Source organism: Rhizobium sp. 9140 (genome assembly GCF_900067135.1).
In the GTDB taxonomy this organism is placed as follows: domain Bacteria; phylum Pseudomonadota; class Alphaproteobacteria; order Rhizobiales; family Rhizobiaceae; genus Ferranicluibacter.
On record NZ_FJUR01000001.1, the window covers coordinates 1,750,551 to 1,766,760 of the forward strand.

General features: G+C 62.9%; 15 protein-coding genes. 7 read left to right on the forward strand and 8 right to left on the reverse strand.

Translation table 11 applies throughout. The annotated features are described in order from the left end of the window. Window positions 1-2 precede the first annotated feature (2 nt). Both GA0004734_RS08160 and pepN read right to left on the reverse strand, forming a co-directional pair. Window positions 3-2,330 carry an ATP-binding protein gene (locus tag GA0004734_RS08160; RefSeq protein WP_175386256.1) on the reverse strand — a complete coding sequence of 776 codons (2,328 nt, stop codon included), beginning with the start codon at window positions 2,328-2,330 and terminating at the stop codon, window positions 3-5. A gap of 206 nt (window positions 2,331-2,536) precedes the next feature. Beyond that, on the reverse strand, window positions 2,537-5,185 hold the full coding sequence (gene pepN, locus GA0004734_RS08165) for an aminopeptidase N (protein WP_092932789.1): 2,649 nt from the start codon (window positions 5,183-5,185) through the stop codon (window positions 2,537-2,539). 363 nt (window positions 5,186-5,548) lie between these two features. Between pepN and GA0004734_RS08170 the strand changes: the two genes are divergently transcribed. After that, on the forward strand, window positions 5,549-6,487 hold the full coding sequence (locus GA0004734_RS08170; RefSeq protein ID WP_092932791.1) for a DMT family transporter: 939 nt from the start codon (window positions 5,549-5,551) through the stop codon (window positions 6,485-6,487). A 214-nt stretch (window positions 6,488-6,701) separates the two neighbouring features. Here GA0004734_RS08170 and GA0004734_RS25900 read toward each other — a convergent pair whose 3' ends face one another. From GA0004734_RS25900 to GA0004734_RS08180, 4 genes are all read right to left on the reverse strand, one after another. Further along, on the reverse strand, window positions 6,702-6,842 hold the full coding sequence (locus GA0004734_RS25900) for a hypothetical protein (RefSeq protein ID WP_175386258.1): 141 nt from the start codon (window positions 6,840-6,842) through the stop codon (window positions 6,702-6,704). A gap of 113 nt (window positions 6,843-6,955) precedes the next feature. After that, window positions 6,956-7,132 (reverse strand): hypothetical protein, encoded by a 177-nt coding sequence (locus tag GA0004734_RS25905; RefSeq protein ID WP_092932793.1) that lies wholly within the window; start codon window positions 7,130-7,132, stop codon window positions 6,956-6,958. Between the two features lie 165 nt (window positions 7,133-7,297). Then, window positions 7,298-8,209 (reverse strand): uracil-DNA glycosylase, encoded by a 912-nt coding sequence (locus tag GA0004734_RS08175; RefSeq protein WP_245292375.1) that lies wholly within the window; start codon window positions 8,207-8,209, stop codon window positions 7,298-7,300. Between the two features lie 128 nt (window positions 8,210-8,337). Continuing rightward, the gene (locus tag GA0004734_RS08180) at window positions 8,338-9,636 is read right to left on the reverse strand and encodes an Hsp70 family protein (RefSeq protein WP_092932795.1); all 1,299 of its coding nucleotides are present in this window, start codon (window positions 9,634-9,636) and stop codon (window positions 8,338-8,340) included. Between GA0004734_RS08180 and GA0004734_RS08185 the strand changes: the two genes are divergently transcribed. Together GA0004734_RS08185 and GA0004734_RS08190 are read left to right on the forward strand one after the other, a co-directional pair. Further along, window positions 9,635-9,907, forward strand: a complete 273-nt coding sequence (locus GA0004734_RS08185) for a hypothetical protein (RefSeq protein WP_092932797.1) — start codon at window positions 9,635-9,637, stop codon at window positions 9,905-9,907. The two genes, GA0004734_RS08180 and GA0004734_RS08185, sit on opposite strands and share 2 nt — an antisense overlap. Window positions 9,908-9,961: 54 nt before the next feature. Further along, a complete protein-coding gene (locus GA0004734_RS08190) occupies window positions 9,962-11,626 on the forward strand; it encodes an electron transfer flavoprotein-ubiquinone oxidoreductase (protein ID WP_092932799.1) in 1,665 nt (554 codons plus the stop codon). A gap of 115 nt (window positions 11,627-11,741) precedes the next feature. Here GA0004734_RS08190 and GA0004734_RS08195 read toward each other — a convergent pair whose 3' ends face one another. Next, entirely contained in the window at window positions 11,742-12,008 is a 267-nt protein-coding gene (locus GA0004734_RS08195; RefSeq protein ID WP_092932801.1) for a sel1 repeat family protein, read from the reverse strand. Between the two features lie 450 nt (window positions 12,009-12,458). On the opposite strand from GA0004734_RS08195, the gene GA0004734_RS08200 reads away from it, so the two are divergent. Continuing rightward, window positions 12,459-12,806 (forward strand): DUF2147 domain-containing protein, encoded by a 348-nt coding sequence (locus GA0004734_RS08200; protein ID WP_092936070.1) that lies wholly within the window; start codon window positions 12,459-12,461, stop codon window positions 12,804-12,806. Between the two features lie 138 nt (window positions 12,807-12,944). Here GA0004734_RS08200 and GA0004734_RS08205 read toward each other — a convergent pair whose 3' ends face one another. After that, the gene (locus GA0004734_RS08205) at window positions 12,945-13,646 is read right to left on the reverse strand and encodes a glutathione S-transferase N-terminal domain-containing protein (RefSeq protein WP_092932802.1); all 702 of its coding nucleotides are present in this window, start codon (window positions 13,644-13,646) and stop codon (window positions 12,945-12,947) included. Between the two features lie 277 nt (window positions 13,647-13,923). On the opposite strand from GA0004734_RS08205, the gene GA0004734_RS08210 reads away from it, so the two are divergent. The 3 genes from GA0004734_RS08210 to GA0004734_RS08220 all read left to right on the forward strand — a co-directional run bounded on the left by GA0004734_RS08210 (window position 13,924) and on the right by GA0004734_RS08220 (window position 16,176). Then, a complete protein-coding gene (locus tag GA0004734_RS08210; protein WP_092932804.1) occupies window positions 13,924-14,097 on the forward strand; it encodes a hypothetical protein in 174 nt (57 codons plus the stop codon). A gap of 153 nt (window positions 14,098-14,250) precedes the next feature. Then, complete coding sequence (locus GA0004734_RS08215) at window positions 14,251-14,589, forward strand: YnfA family protein (protein ID WP_092932806.1); 339 nt, start codon at window positions 14,251-14,253, stop codon at window positions 14,587-14,589. A gap of 87 nt (window positions 14,590-14,676) precedes the next feature. Then, a complete protein-coding gene (locus GA0004734_RS08220; RefSeq protein WP_092932808.1) occupies window positions 14,677-16,176 on the forward strand; it encodes an AMP nucleosidase in 1,500 nt (499 codons plus the stop codon). Window positions 16,177-16,210: the final 34 nt, after the last annotated feature.

A 16,210-nucleotide genomic window follows, 5' to 3' on the forward strand; every position in this document is an offset into this window, starting at 1 on the left:
GCTCAGACCGAGTCGGGGATGCGCACGGAAATGATCGTACCGATGTTTTCGGCCGAGTGGATCTTCATCCGCCCGCCATGCAGCGTGGTCAGCGAGCGGGAGATGGCGAGCCCGAGGCCCGAGCCGCCCTTGCTCTTGGCATACTGGCTCTGAACCTGCTCGAAGGGAAGGCCGATCTTGCGCATGGCGGAGCGGGGAATGCCGATGCCGGTATCGGCAATGGTCAACATGACCGCGCCGGAGACCTTGCGCGCCCGGAGCGAGATGCGCCCGCCTTCATTGGTGAACTTCACGGCATTCGACAGCAGATTGAGCAGCACCTGTTTCATCGCCCGGCGATCCGCGACCATCGTCAGGCCCGAGGAGACCTGGTGGATGACGCTGATGTTCTTCTGCGTGGCAGGGATGGTGGTGAGGCGCAGCGTCTCCTCGATCAACGGCGCAAGATCGATCCGCTCGCGGTCGATCCGCATCTGCCCGGCCTCGATCTTCGACATGTCGAGAATATCGTTGATGACGTTGAGGAGATGCTTGCCGCTGTCGTGGATGTCGAGGGCATATTCGCCGTATTTGTCGGAGCCGAGCGGGCCGAACATGCGGTGCTTGAGGATCTCCGAAAAGCCGAGGATCGCATTCAGCGGCGTGCGCAACTCGTGGCTCATATTGGCGAGGAACTCGGACTTCGCCCGGTTGGCGGCTTCGGCGCGCTGCTTCTCCGCCAGATAGTTTGCGTTGGCGATCGACAGTTCCGACTTCTGGTGCTCCAGCGTCATGCGCGACGTCGAGAGATCGCCAATGGTCGCCATCAGCCGGCGTTCGGATTCGCGCAGGCGCACCTGATGGCGCTTGAGAAGGGTGATGTCGGTGCCGACGGAAACGAGGCCGCCGTCGCGCGTGCGGCGGTCGTTGATCTGAAGCCAGCGCTGGTCGGCCAGCTGGACTTCCGACGTGGAGGAATGATTGGCGCGATCCGGATCGGCGATGCGCCGCTCGATGATCGGGCGGGCAGAGGCGGCATTGACGGTCGAGCGCTCTGTGCCGGGTACGAGCACGCTGTCAGGGAGCTGGTAGGCCTGCTGATAGTGCGTGTTGCACATGACCAGCCGGTCGTTCTTGTCCCAGAGCACGAAGGCTTCCGACGTGCATTCGATGGCATCCGCCAGCCGCTGGTCGGCCTCGGCGTAGCGCTGGGCGAGACGATGCTGCTCGGTCACATCCATGGCGATGCCGATGAGGTGCACGCGGTCGCCGCTGGTGCGGATGACCTGCGCACGGGCACGCAGCCAGACGTAATGGCCGTCGGCATGGCGCATGCGGAACACATGGTCGATGTGGCGGATCTCACCACGGGAGACGGAGCGCGCGACCTTGTAGAGGCCGGTATCGTCGGGATGCATCAACCGGGCGGCGTCGCCGAAGGAGAGCACGCTGCCTTGCGGCGCCATGCCCAGCATTTCATACATGGAGCGCGACCAGAACAGCCGCCGGTTCGGCATGTCGAAATCCCAGAGCCCGCATCGCCCGCGCGACAGCGCCGTTTCGACGCGCAGATTGGACTCGGCGAAGATCTGGTCGGCGTCGCGGGCGCGCTTGGCCTGGATATAATAGGCGTACAGCACGACGAGCAGGATGGCGGAAATTCCGGCAAACAGCGTGACATTCAGCGAGACCTCGTCGCGCCAGAGCCGGTCCATATGCGCGAGCGGTGTCGCGACCATCAGCGTGCCTGCCTTGTCGCCCACCTGCATCAACGCGACGAGGTACTCGTCGCCGCCGATGAAGGCGTTCATGACGGTGGAACGCTCGCCGAAATACTGGAAGGCCGCGACTTCGGGCGAGATCGCCGATAGGGCTCGGCCCGTGAAGGGCTTGCCCTCCGACGAGGCGGCAAAGATGCGCCCGTCATTGCGGACGGCGAGCGCGAAGGCGCCGGGTTCCAGCATGTCGGGGGAGAGGAGGTCGTTCAGCGTCTGCTCGACGGGCGCGCGTTCGGCCTGATCGAAGAGGAGATGCGCCTGCGGCGCGAGCGTGGCTTCAGCTGCCGTTGCCGCCATCACCGTCGTCTGGCGGGCGCTGTTTTCCATGCGGGCATATTCATTGACGATGCCGCTGATGCGGGAAATGGCGACCACGATCAGGAACGCCGTGATCAGCACGGGAATGGAGCGCTTCAGGAGCGGCTCCGCCTGGTTCAGCCGAAGGGAGGCCGGTGCGGCAAGGCTGCGCACATGTCGCAGGAAACCCTGCTCAAGGCCCGCTAGGCCCGGGAATCGTGGACGCAGCCGATCCCCGGCCGCGCGCATCTGCTGCGCTTCCGCCATCTTCGTCAAATCTTTGAACCTCGCTTGATTCGACGCGCCGCTCGCCCGAATCTGGCTCAATGAATCAATTCGGATTCTTCTTGTCCAGCGAAAAGGGTAACGGGACGTTAACCAGTTCTCACTGGTGCGAATTCGCAGCTTGTCGCGCCGCGAACCCGCTTTTCAGCGTAAGACACTGAAAGGAATCAACAATTTAAAGGTTTTGATGACGCGGATTAGCCCTTGAGCGTGCGCTCCACGATGTCGCTGACGTCAGGCGAAAGCTTCGCGCCAGCTGCGATCTCGCTCAGAGCCTCGCGGGCATGCTCGGCCCGTCCGGATTCCAGCGAACGCCAGGACCGCATCGAGGTGAGGATGCGGGCGGCAAGCTGGGGGTTGCGCGGGTCGATATCGAGAATCTGGCGCGCGAGGAACCGGTAGCCCTTGCCGTCCGCCCGATTGAAGCCGGTCGGGTTGGAGAAGGCGAAGGTGCCGACGAGCGCGCGGACACGGTTCGGGTTGAGGCCGTTGAAGTGCGGATGCGCCATCAAGGCCTCGACGCGCTCCAGCGTCGCCGCACCCGGAATGGTCGCCTGCACGGTGAACCACTTGTCGAGAACGAGCGCGTTGTCCGCAAACCGCGTCTGGAAGCTTTCAAGCGCCGTCGTGGCCTCCGGCGTGTCCGGGAAGCGGTGGACGAGAATGGTGAGCGCCTGGCTGAGGTCGGTCATGTTGTCGGCGGCCGAGAAGGCATCGACGGCGCGTGTTGGCGCGTTTTCGGCCAGCACGAGGTAGGCAAGGGCACTGTTGCGCAAAGCGCGGCGGCCGGCACTCGCGGCATCCGGGGAAAACGCCTCCGTCGAGCGCATGGTGTCAAACAAACCGGCAAACGTTTCCCGGCCGGCCGTGGCGATCGCCGTCATGATCTCGCGACGGGCGGCGAAGATGGCGTCCGGGTCGTTATCCCGTCCGATGTCCCGCGCGATGTCCGACTCGCTTGGCAAGGCCAGCGCCTGAGCCCGGAAGGCCGGTTCCAGGGCGTCGTCGGAGACGGTCGCCATCAGCGCGTCGATGAGAGCCTGGTCGCAGACGACCGGCGTACCGGCGCGGACGCTTGCCGTGGCTGCGACCAGCGCATCGAGCGCCATGTCGTTCAGCGCCTGCCAGCGCGCGAAGAGATCTGTCTCAAAACGGGCGATCTGGGCGCGGTCGGCCGAGGACTTTTCGAAGTGCAGGTTGATGGGAGCGGAGAAGCCCCGGTTGAGCGAGACGACGGGCCGCGAGGCGATGCCCTCGAACGTCACGCTCTGGCTGCGCTCGACGAGATGCAGCACATCGCCGGTCACTTCCGCGCCGGAGACGCTGGATGCTTCGGCGATGGTGCCATCTTCGGAGATGAGCGCGAAGCGAAGCGGGATGTGCACCGGCTGTTTGGTACTCTGGCCCGGCGTCGGCGGCACGGTCTGTTCGAGCTGAAGCGTGAAGGTCTGCCGGCTCGCGTCGTAGGTGCCCGACGCGCTGACGAGCGGCGTGCCGGCCTGGTGGTACCAGAGCGAAAACTGCGTCAGGTCCCGGCCGCTTGCCTCCTCGAAGCAGCGGATGAAGTCCTCGATGGTGACGGCCTGTCCGTCGTGACGGTCGAAATAGAGATCCATGCCGGCCTTGAAGAGATCAGACCCGAGCACGGTCGCGATCATGCCGGTCACTTCCGATCCCTTCTCGTAGACGGTGGTCGTGTAGAAGTTGTTGATCTCGCGATAGCGCGTCGGGCGGACGGGATGGGCGAGCGGCCCGCCGTCTTCCGGAAACTGCTCGGCCTTGAGGTGGCGGACTTCGGCGATGCGCTTGACGGCGCGCGAGCGCTGGTCGGCGGAGAACTGGTGGTCGCGATAGACCGTCAACCCTTCCTTGAGGCAGAGCTGGAACCAGTCGCGGCAGGTGATGCGGTTGCCGGTCCAGTTGTGGAAATATTCGTGCGCGATGATCGCCTCGATATTCGCGTAGTCCTGATCCGTCGCGGTTTCGGGGTCGGCCAGCACGTATTTGTCGTTGAAGACGTTGAGCCCCTTGTTCTCCATGGCGCCCATGTTGAAATCGGACACGGCGACGATCATGAAGATGTCGAGATCGTATTCGCGCCCGAAGGCCTCCTCGTCCCAGCGCATGGAGCGCTTCAGCGCGTCCATGGCGTAGGTCGCACGCGGCTCCTTGCCGTGCTCGACATAGATCTTCAGCACGACCTCGCGGCCGGTCATGGTGGTGAAACTGTCCTCGACCACGCCGAGATCGCCGGCCACCAGCGCGAAGAGGTAGCTGGGCTTGGGATGCGGATCGAACCAGGCGGCGAAGTGGCGTCCGTCGCCCATGCCGGCGCCGCCGAGGAAGTTGCCGTTGGACAGCAGCAGCGGCACGGTCGCCTTGTCCGCGATAATGTTGACCGTGTAGACGGCGAGCACATCCGGCCTGTCGGGGAAGAAAGTGATGCGGCGGAAGCCCTCGGCTTCGCACTGGGTGCAGTAGACGTCGTTCGTCCGGTAGAGGCCCATCAGCTTGGTGTTGGTCTGCGGCGAAAGCTCGGTCGTGACGGTAATCTCGAAGGGCGCGCTGTCCGGCAGGCCGCGAATGGTCAGCGTCTGCTCTGTTTCGGTATAGTTCTCGGCGGCGATCGGCTCCTGGTCGAGCAGCAGACCCGTCATCCTCAGCTCGTCGCCATCCAGCACCAGCGGCCGGTCGGCCGCCACGCCTTCGCGGCGATGGAAGATCAGACGGGCTTCGACCTTGGTTTCCAGCGGATCCAGCTCGAAGGTCAGATCGACGCGTTCAAGCACGAAATCTGTCGGCTGGTAGTCTTCAAGGTGGATGATCTCGCCCGTGTCCGTCCGCATGTGTCGTTTTGCTCCCCGGGGCACTCTGGAAAGTCGCTCGCGACGATGCGGCGGCCAGTGCCGATAAAAGACCTGAACAATTACGCGCTTCGGCCTAACAAGATTTTAAGCAATAAGCCATTTTGGAACAGACTTCATTCTTTTCGAGTAACGATGATAAAACCGTGCGACGACAACCTGTCGTCCGCTACGGAGAATGCGTAAACCAACAAGAGCAACGTGAACGCAGGAACCGTTAGCTCGGCGGAAATTCGCAAATTTCTGCCTCGGCTGATTCCGGTTTGGGAATTTATGCAGTAGGCTTGCGATTCTCCGCGCCGCTTCAAGCTGCCTTTTCCTCCTCGTGCATGCAGGACCGATCTTATGGATCGCGACGAGCCCAACCCGCTTCTGGGTATTGCTCTCAAAGTTTCTTCCGTTCTCGTTTTCGTGGCAATGTCGACCTTCATCAAGTCGGCCGGCGACGGTATCGCGACGGGCCAGATCACCTTCTACCGCTCGGCTTTCGCCATGGTGCCGATCCTCGGATACCTCGCGATCAAGGGCGATCTCGCCACCGCCTTCAAGACGCGCGATCCATTCGGCCACCTCATTCGCGGTTTCATCGGCATTCTCGCCATGAGCTGCGGCTTTTACGGTCTGACGCATCTGCCGCTGCCCGAGGCCATCGCCATCGGCTACGCCATGCCGCTTCTGGCCGTCGTCTTTGCCGCCGTGTTCCTGAAAGAGGTCGTGCGCATCTATCGCTGGTCGGCCGTCATCGTCGGCCTCGTTGGGGTGATGATCATCACCTATCCGCGCCTGACGCTGTTTGCCGGCGGCGGCGGGGAGGCGGGGGCGGCCTACGGCGCCCTGGCGGTGCTGCTCTCGGCGGCGCTGGGTGCAACGGCCATGGTGCTCGTGCGCAAACTGGTAATGAACGAACGGACGCACACCATCGTCCTCTATTTCTCCCTGTCCGCCTCCCTGTTCTCGCTGCTGACGCTGCCTTTCGGATGGGAGCCGCTTACGTGGCGCGCTTTCCTCTTTCTGATGGCCGCGGGTTTTTGCGGGGGTGTTGCGCAATTGCTGCTCACGCAGAGCTATCGCTATGCCGATATGTCGACCATCGCGCCGTTCGAATATACCTCGATCGTTCTTGGACTGGTGATCGGCTACTGGCTCTTCGACGACGTGCCCACCGTCACCATGCTGATCGGAACCGCCATCGTCATCGGCGCCGGCATCTTCATCATTCTACGGGAACACCGGCTGGGCCTGGAGCGAAAGGCCGCGCGCAAGCATGTGACGCCGCAGGGGTGACATGGAACAGCCGAGCGGAGGAACGGAGAGGGAGGTGTTCGAGGTGATCCTAGATGGGATGGCGCATCAGGCCGGCGCCATTGTCAGGTTCGGCGTCATGGACGCTCGCAAGCATGTGACCCGATGGTACGGGCGGGCTTTAACCTGAAGTCCGGTCGACACCGTCACCATCGCCCACCGATCATGCGGCGAGGAGAGCGATATGCCGAAAACCTTAGCGCGGCAGCAGGCCGAACGAACCGCGGTTCGCATCCGACGAAGCGCGCGCATCGCGGCTCAGGTCAGAAAAGGTCTGGGATGCGCGCACGGCAATCCGGATGTCGGAAACAAGAGCGTTCAAAGCGCGGAAGGCCATGATGTAGTCCTTTCCATCTCTTCCGGGACGTTTCCCGGATGGACGGTTTCGAGATCGTGTCTGCCGGCGATCACGCCGGCGTCAGCGCTTGACGCTCGCAAGCGAGCCTTCGATCAGCGCTGGATGAATTCGGCGTAGATGTTGGCAGGACGTGCGGCGCGGGCGTAGCCGGCAGCCGTCATCTGTTCGTTTGCTGCCGAGCCGAAGCCGTTGAACGGCGTGCGGAGGGCAGAGCCACTGCGACGGAGCGTTTCGAAGCCGCAATGCAGAGGGCGCGGACGGGTGTTCATTGTCAGTTCCTTAGATTCCATTCCCCCCGTGATCATATATTGCGCTGCACCATCTTTTTCACAAGCCGCGATGTCGGGTTGCTGCCATGCGCAACTTGCATGGCTTTTTCCCTCCGCCATTCATAGTTTCTTCGCAATTGGAAAGAGGCGCGTGACGCACGAGCGTCAGGAATCGTCGGCCGCGGCAAACATCTGCAAGTCCTGCCAAGCAAGGCGCTTGCAGATCGGCGCGGACATCAGGTCCTGCGGATGCAACGTCGCCAGCGCCCGGAAGGTCTCGCCGCCCGTGCTGATCGTCCGCCAGTCCCCGCGCATTTCGTGGATCGTATCGGCGCCGCCGAAGAAGAATCGTGCTGCGAAATTGCCGAGAACCAGCACGCGCCGCGGCTTGGCGAGTGCGAATTGCCGGTCGAGGAACGGCCGGCAGATCTCCATCTCCCGCGCGGACGGCATGCGATTGCCGGGTGGGCGCCAGGGAATGACGTTCGTGATCAGTACACCGGCCCGGTCGAGCCCGATGGCCGTCAGCATCTTGTCCAGAAGATCGCCCTGCCGGCCGGCAAAGGGCCGCCCCTCGCGGTCGTCGTCGCCGTTCGGTCCCGGCCCGACGATCATCAGGCCGGCGGCTGGATCGCCCTCGGCAAAGACGAGGTTGCGGGCGCTGTTGCGCAGATTGCAGCCTGTGAAGCCTTCAAGTGCAAGCTTGAGGTCGGCGAGCGTCTGCGCCGATCCAGCAGCGATCCGCGCCTCGGCCACAGCCTGCTCATCGGGTATGGCGACGCGGGTGGAAACCGGGCGTGGTGCGGGCTCGGACTTCCCTCTCGTCTTCGGTTTTTCCGCAGCGGGGGGCTGAGCGCGGCCATCCGCTTCATTTTTGGGCGCTGGCGGCCTGTAGCTTTGCGCGGTCTGCAAGGCTCCCGCGTTGCCCCCACGACCAGAGCCCGACCCGGCTTCGCCGCGCGCCGTCTGGCTGGCGGCAAAGGCGGCGATCCGGTCGATCGGGTCGTCATCCAGCAGCCACTCCACGCCCGAATCGGCATGGAAATACAAAAGCGCCGCCATCTCGTGCGGCGTCATTGCATCCAGGGTCGGTCCGTCGGAAAACCGTGTCTCGTCGCGGGAGCTCATGACAGAAGGTTTACAGAAGCGCCGCCGCGCATGAAAGCGGCAAATGCTGCGAACGGGCTCGCCGCAGGCACCAGGCGTCAGTTCGCCGCCGCTGTCCACAGGTCGATGTCGTCCCGCGCGCCGATGAGTGCCAGACCGTGGGCGATGGAGAGGAGTTCGCCACCGCTCTCGATGCGTGCCGTATCGAACCGCCGCTCGAACATGCGCCGCACCGCTGGCACGAAGGACGTGCCGCCCGTGAGAAACACCTTGTCCACCGCACCGGCCGCTGTGTTCGTCTTTTCCAGCACCTCGTCCAGCGCACTCTCGATCCGTCCGAGTTCCGGCGCGATCCACTGTTCGAAGTCGGCGCGGCGCACGATCTTGCGGCTGCGCTCGCCGAGCGGAGCGAAGAAGAACTCTGTCTCTTCCTCGGCCGAAAGCCGCATCTTGGTCGCGGAAACGGCCTGATACAGCGGATAGCCCTCGTCATGCTCGATAAGGTCGATAAAGGCTTCCAGCTTTTCCGGCTCCAGCGACGAGCGCACGAGCTGCTTCAGATCGGCGAAATCCTTCAGCGTCTTGAAGATCGACAGCTGGTTCCAGCGCCCGAAATTCGCGTAGTAGCCGGAGGGCACATCCAGCACTTTGTCGAAAGAGCGGAACTGGGTGCCCTTGCCGATCAGCGGCGAGACGAGATTGTCGATGATGCGAAAGTCGAAATGATCGCCCGCGATCCCGACGCCGGAATGGCCGATGGGCGTCGCCGACAGCACGCCGGCATGGGTTTCGAAGCGGATGAGCGAATAGTCGGTGGTGCCGCCGCCGAAGTCCGCGACCAGCACCGTCGCATCCTGTTTCAATGTCTGGGCGAAGTAGAAGGCGGCGGCAACCGGCTCGTAGACGTAGCGGATATCCGAAAAGCCGAAACTGCCGAGCGCCGTCTGGTAGCGCTCCAGCGCCAGGTTGTCGTCCGGGTTGGCGCCGGCATAGCGCACGGGCCGGCCGACGACGATGCGGGTGCCGTCGACAGGCCAGGCATCGCCGGCATAGTCCTTCAGACGTGCGACGAAAGCGCGCATCAGGTCCTCGAAGCCATTCCGCCGCGCAAAGATCAGCGTCCCCTGAAAAAGCGGGCTCGCGGCAAAGGTCTTGATCGATTGCAGGAAGCGCGCGTCGCCGGGATTGTCGATGAAGGTGCGGATGGCGGCCTGTCCCGCCTCGATTTGCAGAGCCTGCGCGCCGAGGTTCGGATGCTTCATGAACGACAGGGCCGTCCGCATCGTATCGTATCGTCCGGCAGGACTGTCGAAGTCGATGGCCCGTGTTTTTCCGTGTTCGACGGCGGCCAGAACAGAGTTTGTGGTGCCGAAATCAAAGCCGAGCGACTGGGTCATGGTGTCTTTCCTCGTGGGGATCGCCGTGCTGCGGCAGGTCGAGCGCCGGGAGTTCCGGTCGCCGCAACGGCTGTCGATCGCGAGCATGGGCCGGCCCTTCGCGGTGGGCCTGCGGGAATGGAAATGGTCGCCGTTATCGGCTGTGGGGATGCCGCTCCCTCGCATGGCCCGCCCTCAAAAACAAGAGCGCCCGCCTTCGAAAACAGGAAGCGGAGACGGCATCGCGCCGCTTCGTGACGCACATCGGCTCGACAAGCTTGCTCTTATTTGACATGAGGACCCATGGAGACGGGCGCGGCATAGGCCGTTGAAGCGGAGGCTGGTCATGAGCGAAATACAGGAAATGCCGGAGCGCGAAAGCATGGATTTCGACGTGGTCGTGGTGGGAGCCGGCCCCGCGGGCCTCTCCGCTGCGATCCGTCTGAAGCAGATCGATCCGGAACTGACGGTTGTGGTTCTTGAAAAGGGCGGCGAAGTCGGCGCCCATATCCTCTCGGGCGCCGTGGTCGATCCCTGCGGCGTGGATGCTCTTCTGCCCGGCTGGCGCGAGGAGGCGGACCATCCCTTCAAGACGGAGGTGACGGAGGACCAGTTCCTGCTGCTCGGCCCCGCTGGCTCCCTGCGCCTGCCGAATTTCGCCATGCCGCCGCTCATGAACAATCACGGCAACTATATCGTCTCGCTCGGCAATGTCTGTCGCTGGCTGGCCGGCAAGGCGGAAGAGCTCGGGGTGGAAATCTATCCCGGCTTTGCTGCGACCGAAGTGCTTTACAACGAGGAAGGCGCGGTCGTCGGTGTCGCCACCGGCGACATGGGCATCGAGAAGAACGGCGAGCCCGGCCCGAGCTTCGCCCGCGGCATGGAGCTTCGCGGCAAGTACGTGCTGATCGGCGAAGGCGTGCGCGGCTCGCTCGCCAAGCAGCTGATCGCCCGCTACGACCTGCAGAAGGATCGCGAGCCGCAGAAATACGGCATCGGCATCAAGGAGCTCTGGCAGGTGAAGCCCGAGAACCACAAGCAGGGCCTCGTGCAGCACTCCTTCGGCTGGCCGCTGGGCCTCAGCACGGGTGGCGGCTCGTTTCTCTATCACCTCGAGGACAACACGGTTGCCGTCGGCTTCGTGGTGCATCTCAACTACAAGAACCCCTACCTCTACCCGTTCGAGGAGTTCCAGCGCTTCAAGACGCATCCGGCCATCCGCGGCACCTTCGAAGGGGGCAAGCGCCTGTCCTACGGCGCGCGCGCTATCACCGAGGGCGGCTATCAGTCGGTGCCGAAGCTGACCTTCCCGGGCGGCGCGCTGATCGGCTGTTCCGCCGGCCTCGTCAACGTCCCCCGCATCAAGGGCAGCCACAACGCCGTCCTTTCTGGCAAGATGGCGGCCGAGAAGATCGCCGCGGCGATTGCGGCCGGTCGGGCGAATGACGAGGTGGTCGAGATCGAGAACGAATGGCGCGCCGGCCCGATCGGGCAGGACCTCAAGCGCGTGCGCAACGTCAAGCCGCTCTGGTCGAAGCTCGGCACGGTGGCCGGCGTCGCGCTCGGCGGTCTCGACATGTGGACCAACCATCTTTTCGGCTTCTCGTTCTTCGGCACGCTGAAGCACGGCAAGACGGATGCGCAAAGTCTGGAGCCGGCGGCAAAGCACAAGAAGATTGCCTATCCGAAGCCGGATGGTGTCCTGACCTTCGACCGGCTGTCCTCGGTGTTTCTTTCCAACACCAACCACGAGGAAGACCAGCCGGTCCACCTCAAGGTGAAGGACATGGCGCTGCAGAAGCGCTCCGAGCACGACATCTATGCCGGGCCGTCCACACGCTATTGCCCGGCGGGCGTCTATGAATGGGTGGAGAAGGATGGCGAGGAGGTCTTCGTGATCAACGCGCAGAACTGCGTGCACTGCAAGACCTGCGACATCAAGGATCCGAACGGCAACATCACCTGGGTTCCGCCGCAGGGCGGCGAGGGTCCTGTCTACCCGAACATGTAAGGCTTGATAGAGCCGGGAAGACACCTTCGCGGCGTTCTGGGAAAACGAAAACCCTCCACGACCCGGCTGGACGAGATGCCAGCGGGACGGGAGGGTTTTTCTTTATGCGGATCGATCAATGCACGGTCATCCATTCGCGGGCCGAGCGCAGTGCGATGGCAAGATCGGCCTTCGACATGGTGGCGGCGAGTTCGGCGCGCAGTTCCGCTGCCCGCTCGGAGCCCTTGATGGCGGCGATGTTCAGCCACTTGTGGGCAGCGACGACGTCGATGTCGCAGCCGCGGCCTGTGGCGTACATCAGGCCCATGTTGCAGAAGGCTTCCGCGCGGTTTTCGCCGGCGATCGTTGCGTAGGTGAAATTCTGGAGGTCGAAGCGTGCCATTGTCGTTGTCCCTGTTTCGTTAGATCGTTTCTTCGTGCAGTCCCTGTTTCGACCCCTGAAAGCCCGGCCATCTGCGTGGCTCTTGATCTTCCGGAGGCTGTCGGCGGAGTGTTCGTCTCCGCTCGTCTTATGGGTTGGAGTATGCGGCACGGCCTTCAATTCCCGCTTAAAATGCATGCTTAATTCGCGGCAAACGAAGTTCAAACGATTGGTAAACTTGGGTTTTTGTTAAACATCCGACCCCCTGCGAAGCCGGGCTTTCGTCTCGAATTTTACGCATCTTTTACATCTCGATTTCAACGCTTCGTTCACCACGAAACGCTGCGCACCTTTCGCGACCGAAAAATATCGACCGGCGCGATCTTTTCGAATCTGCCTTTTGACATTCCTTTTACGTTCACGTAATTTAGCAGGGAGACGCTCGGGAGGCGTCCTATGGAGGGAGATTTCATGAAGATCACATTGATCATGTCGGCCGCTATCCTGGGTTCGGCTCTTCTCGCATTGCCCGTTCTGGCAGCGGAGCCGATTGTCGGCAACTGGAAGACGGCGAGCGGCGAAACAGCCGCGATCGCCACCTGCGGCGGCAGCTTCTGCATCACGGTGAAGACCGGTAAGCATGCGGGAAAGAAGATCGGCACCCTGTCGGGCGCGGGCGAGGCCTATTCCGGCGAAGTGACGGACCCCGACAACGACAAGACCTATAGCGGCTCTGCCGCCGTCGTCGGCAACCAGTTGAAACTGAAGGGCTGCGTGCTGAAGGTCCTCTGCAAGAGCCAGACCTGGAGCCGTCTCTAGTCCTATCCGAGGCGGCGCCGGTTGGCGTCGCCGCCGCGCAAGGTGGCAACGATAAAGGAATGGAGCTTTCCCGGTTTGCCGGGAAAGCCGGGATCGCGAGGGGTCCGGACGAAGCGAGAAATTCCCGCTCGATCCTCCCTACTGCGCGCGCTGGCCAAACAGGATCTTCTGCGCATCCTTGTCTTCCGACAGATGCTTCTGCCGCTCGCGCTCCTCACGGCCGACATCGAAGCCGGCGATGACGGCGGGGCGGGCCGAGAGGGTCTCGAACCAGCGCTTCAGGTGCGGGAAGTCGTTCAGATCCTGCCCGCCGCTTTCATACTGGCGCACCCAGCCCAAGCAGGCCATGTCGGCGATCGAATACTCGGTAGCAAGGAACTCGCGATCCGCAAGACGCCGGTTCATGACGCCGTAGAGGCGATTGACCTCGTTCGTATAGCGATCGATGCCATAGGCGATCTTCTCCGGGGCGTAGTGACGGAAGTGGTTGGCCTGTCCGGCCATCGGCCCCAGCCCGCCCATCTGCCAGAACAGCCACTGATCGACATCCACGCGCGCCCGTTCGCCGCTCGGGTAGAAGCGGCCGGTCTTGCGGCCGAGATATTGCAGGATGGCGCCGGATTCAAACACGGAGATCGGCGTGCCACCCGGACCATCGGGATCGACGATGGCCGGCATGCGGTTGTTCGGGGCGATCTTCAGGAAGTCCGGCGCGAACTGCTCGCCCTTGGAGATGTTGATATATTTGACCTCATAGGGAAGGCCGAGTTCTTCCAGCATGATGGTGATCTTCCAGCCATTGGGGGTCGGCCAGTAGTAGAGGTCTATGGGTGCGGACATCATGGTCTCCGGTCTCTTGCATGCATCGGGTTAGATGTGAGCCTAGCGCACAAACCCGAGAACCGAAACCGTCTGCGCAGGAACATCGCTCCCGCCCGGGCCGGTAAAGCAGGCCGGATGAGAGGCATCGAGAGGTTCGGTGAGAAGAATCGTTGCATTGCAGCATTCAACCTGAACGGCACATGAACCGACCTCTCAGCTAGAATTCAGTTTGCCTGTGCGAAAAGACGGTCATCGAACCAACACCAACCCAATTGCTTCGAACGGATCGACTGTCATGGATATTCTTGCACGCCGCCTCACGATCATCAGCGCTCTCATGGTCGTCTTCGCCATGAGCCTGGCCGCCGCCGTCAGCGCCGATACCGAGCGCCGCCGCCAGCACGATTACACCACGACGCTGGCCGACTGCACCGCCCACACTGCCCAGTTTTGCCAGGCCAAGCTCTGACGCTGGCTGACGTAAGCGCGCCCGATCCAACGCGATAATAAGACGGGACCCGCCAAAGGCCGGCGGGTTACCAGGTGGGCGCACCGTCCAGTCGGGGTGCCTTCGCGCGCAAATCGGCTTGTGTCCGCTCCCGCATTCCGGTCTTCTGGCAGAATGTTCGCGCTCCCTCTCTCCACCATCCTTATCTATGCGCTTGCGGCTCTGTTCGAGATCGCAGGCTGTTTCAGTCTTTGGGCGTGGCTGCGTCTCGGGCGGTCCGCGCTCTGGCTTATTCCCGGTATTGCCAGTCTGGTTGCCTTTGCCTGGCTTCTGACGTTCAGCCCGCAGCCGGCGGCGGGGCGTAGTTTTGCGGCCTATGGCGGTATCTATATTGCGGCGTCGGTCCTGTGGATGTGGCTGGCGGAAGGCGTTCGGCCGGATCGATTCGATTTCGCGGGCGTGCTGCTTGCGCTTGCCGGGACACTCGTCATCATCGCTCCTGCGCGCGGATAGAGGAAGAGAGGCCGGCTCTCATAGGAATTGCGCCGGTTCGTCTTCACTTGTCGTTTGCTTGTCAATTGCGGCGTCCTATAATGCCGCATGAGCGCACGAATCTCCTCCATCCAAGCCCTTCCCACCGCAATGCCGGAGGCCTTCGAGCCGCAGACCTTCGATGATCCGGTCAAGGCTGTCGATGCGCTGACGGCGCTCTACGAGCGCAACACCAATTTCCTCGTGGATGGCTTCACGGCGCTCGGCAAGGGTGTCGCCGCAAGCCGGTTCCGCGCCTGCTATCCGCAGGTCAGCATGGAAACCTCGAGCTTCGGCCATGTCGATTCGCGCCTGTCCTACGGCCATGTCACGGCGCCCGGCGTCTACACGACCACGGTCACGCGTCCGAAGCTTTTCCGGCATTATCTGAAGGAGCAGCTGGGCCTGCTGATCCGCAACCACGGCACCGGCATCACCGTGTCGGAATCCTCCACGCCCATCCCGCTGCACTTCGCCTTCGGTGAAGGCGCGCATGTCGAGGCGTCGCTCGCCGAAAACATCGACGTTCCCCTGCGCGACCTGTTCGATACGCCCGATCTCTCGACCACCGACGACGAGATCGCCAACGGCGCCTACGAGCCCGGCCCCGGCGAGCCGTTTCCGCTGGCCCCGTTCACGGCCCAGCGCATCGATTACTCGCTCGCGCGTCTCAGCCACTACACCGCGACCAGCGCGGCGCATTTCCAGAATTTCGTGCTCTTCACCAATTACCAGTTCTATATCGACGAGTTCTGCGTCTGGGCGCGCAGGCAGATGGCCGAGGGTGGCAATGGCTATACGGCCTTCGTGGAGCCGGGAAACATTGTCACACAGGCCGGATCGGACGAGCCGGACAGTGATCTGACGCTCGCCCGTCTGCCGCAGATGCCGGCCTATCACCTGAAGAAGAAGGGCCATGGCGGCATCACCGTCGTCAATATCGGCGTCGGCCCCTCCAATGCCAAGACGATCACCGACCATATCGCCGTGCTGCGCCCGCATGCCTGGCTGATGCTCGGACACTGCGCCGGCCTGCGCAACAGTCAGGCGCTGGGCGACTACGTTCTGGCGCATGCCTATGTCCGCGAGGACCACGTGCTGGATGACGATCTGCCGGTCTGGGTGCCGATCCCGGCGCTCGCCGAAGTGCAGATGGCCCTACAGGAAGCCGTCGCGGAAACCACGGGCTACGAGGGCTACGACCTCAAGCGCATCATGCGCACCGGCACGGTCGCGACCATCGACAATCGCAACTGGGAGCTTCGCGACCAGCGCGGCCCGGTCAAACGGCTCTCCCAGTCGCGCGCCATCGCGCTCGATATGGAATCGGCCACCATCGCCGCCAACGGCTTCCGCTTTCGCGTCCCCTATGGAACGCTCCTCTGCGTCTCTGACAAGCCGCTGCATGGCGAGTTGAAACTTCCCGGCATGGCGACGGCGTTCTACAAGAATCAGGTCAGCCAGCATTTGCAGATCGGCATTCGCGCGCTGGAGAAGCTGGCGGCCATGCCCCCGGAAAAGCTACATTCCCGCAAGCTGCGCAGCTTCTTCGAAACGGCCTTCCAGTAGCCCAAACAATAGCCCAAAAGGCGACGCCGACAGG

What these genes read in the sequence shown, in the direction of transcription:
- GA0004734_RS08200 (WP_092936070.1), top strand. Translation starts at nt 12,459, where the DNA reads ATGAAGATCACATTGATCATGTCGGCCGCTATCCTGGGTTCGGCTCTT.
- pepN (WP_092932789.1), bottom strand. Translation starts at nt 5,185, where the DNA reads ATGCGGACGGACACGGGCGAGATCATCCACCTTGAAGACTACCAGCCG.
- GA0004734_RS08215 (WP_092932806.1), top strand. Translation starts at nt 14,251, where the DNA reads ATGTTCGCGCTCCCTCTCTCCACCATCCTTATCTATGCGCTTGCGGCT.
- GA0004734_RS08220 (WP_092932808.1), top strand. Translation starts at nt 14,677, where the DNA reads ATGAGCGCACGAATCTCCTCCATCCAAGCCCTTCCCACCGCAATGCCG.
- GA0004734_RS08210 (WP_092932804.1), top strand. Translation starts at nt 13,924, where the DNA reads ATGGATATTCTTGCACGCCGCCTCACGATCATCAGCGCTCTCATGGTC.
- GA0004734_RS25900 (WP_175386258.1), bottom strand. Translation starts at nt 6,842, where the DNA reads ATGGCCTTCCGCGCTTTGAACGCTCTTGTTTCCGACATCCGGATTGCC.
- GA0004734_RS08175 (WP_245292375.1), bottom strand. Translation starts at nt 8,209, where the DNA reads ATGACGCCGCACGAGATGGCGGCGCTTTTGTATTTCCATGCCGATTCG.
- GA0004734_RS08190 (WP_092932799.1), top strand. Translation starts at nt 9,962, where the DNA reads ATGAGCGAAATACAGGAAATGCCGGAGCGCGAAAGCATGGATTTCGAC.
- GA0004734_RS08180 (WP_092932795.1), bottom strand. Translation starts at nt 9,636, where the DNA reads ATGACCCAGTCGCTCGGCTTTGATTTCGGCACCACAAACTCTGTTCTG.
- GA0004734_RS25905 (WP_092932793.1), bottom strand. Translation starts at nt 7,132, where the DNA reads ATGAACACCCGTCCGCGCCCTCTGCATTGCGGCTTCGAAACGCTCCGT.
- GA0004734_RS08185 (WP_092932797.1), top strand. Translation starts at nt 9,635, where the DNA reads ATGGTGTCTTTCCTCGTGGGGATCGCCGTGCTGCGGCAGGTCGAGCGC.
- GA0004734_RS08195 (WP_092932801.1), bottom strand. Translation starts at nt 12,008, where the DNA reads ATGGCACGCTTCGACCTCCAGAATTTCACCTACGCAACGATCGCCGGC.
- GA0004734_RS08205 (WP_092932802.1), bottom strand. Translation starts at nt 13,646, where the DNA reads ATGTCCGCACCCATAGACCTCTACTACTGGCCGACCCCCAATGGCTGG.
- GA0004734_RS08170 (WP_092932791.1), top strand. Translation starts at nt 5,549, where the DNA reads ATGGATCGCGACGAGCCCAACCCGCTTCTGGGTATTGCTCTCAAAGTT.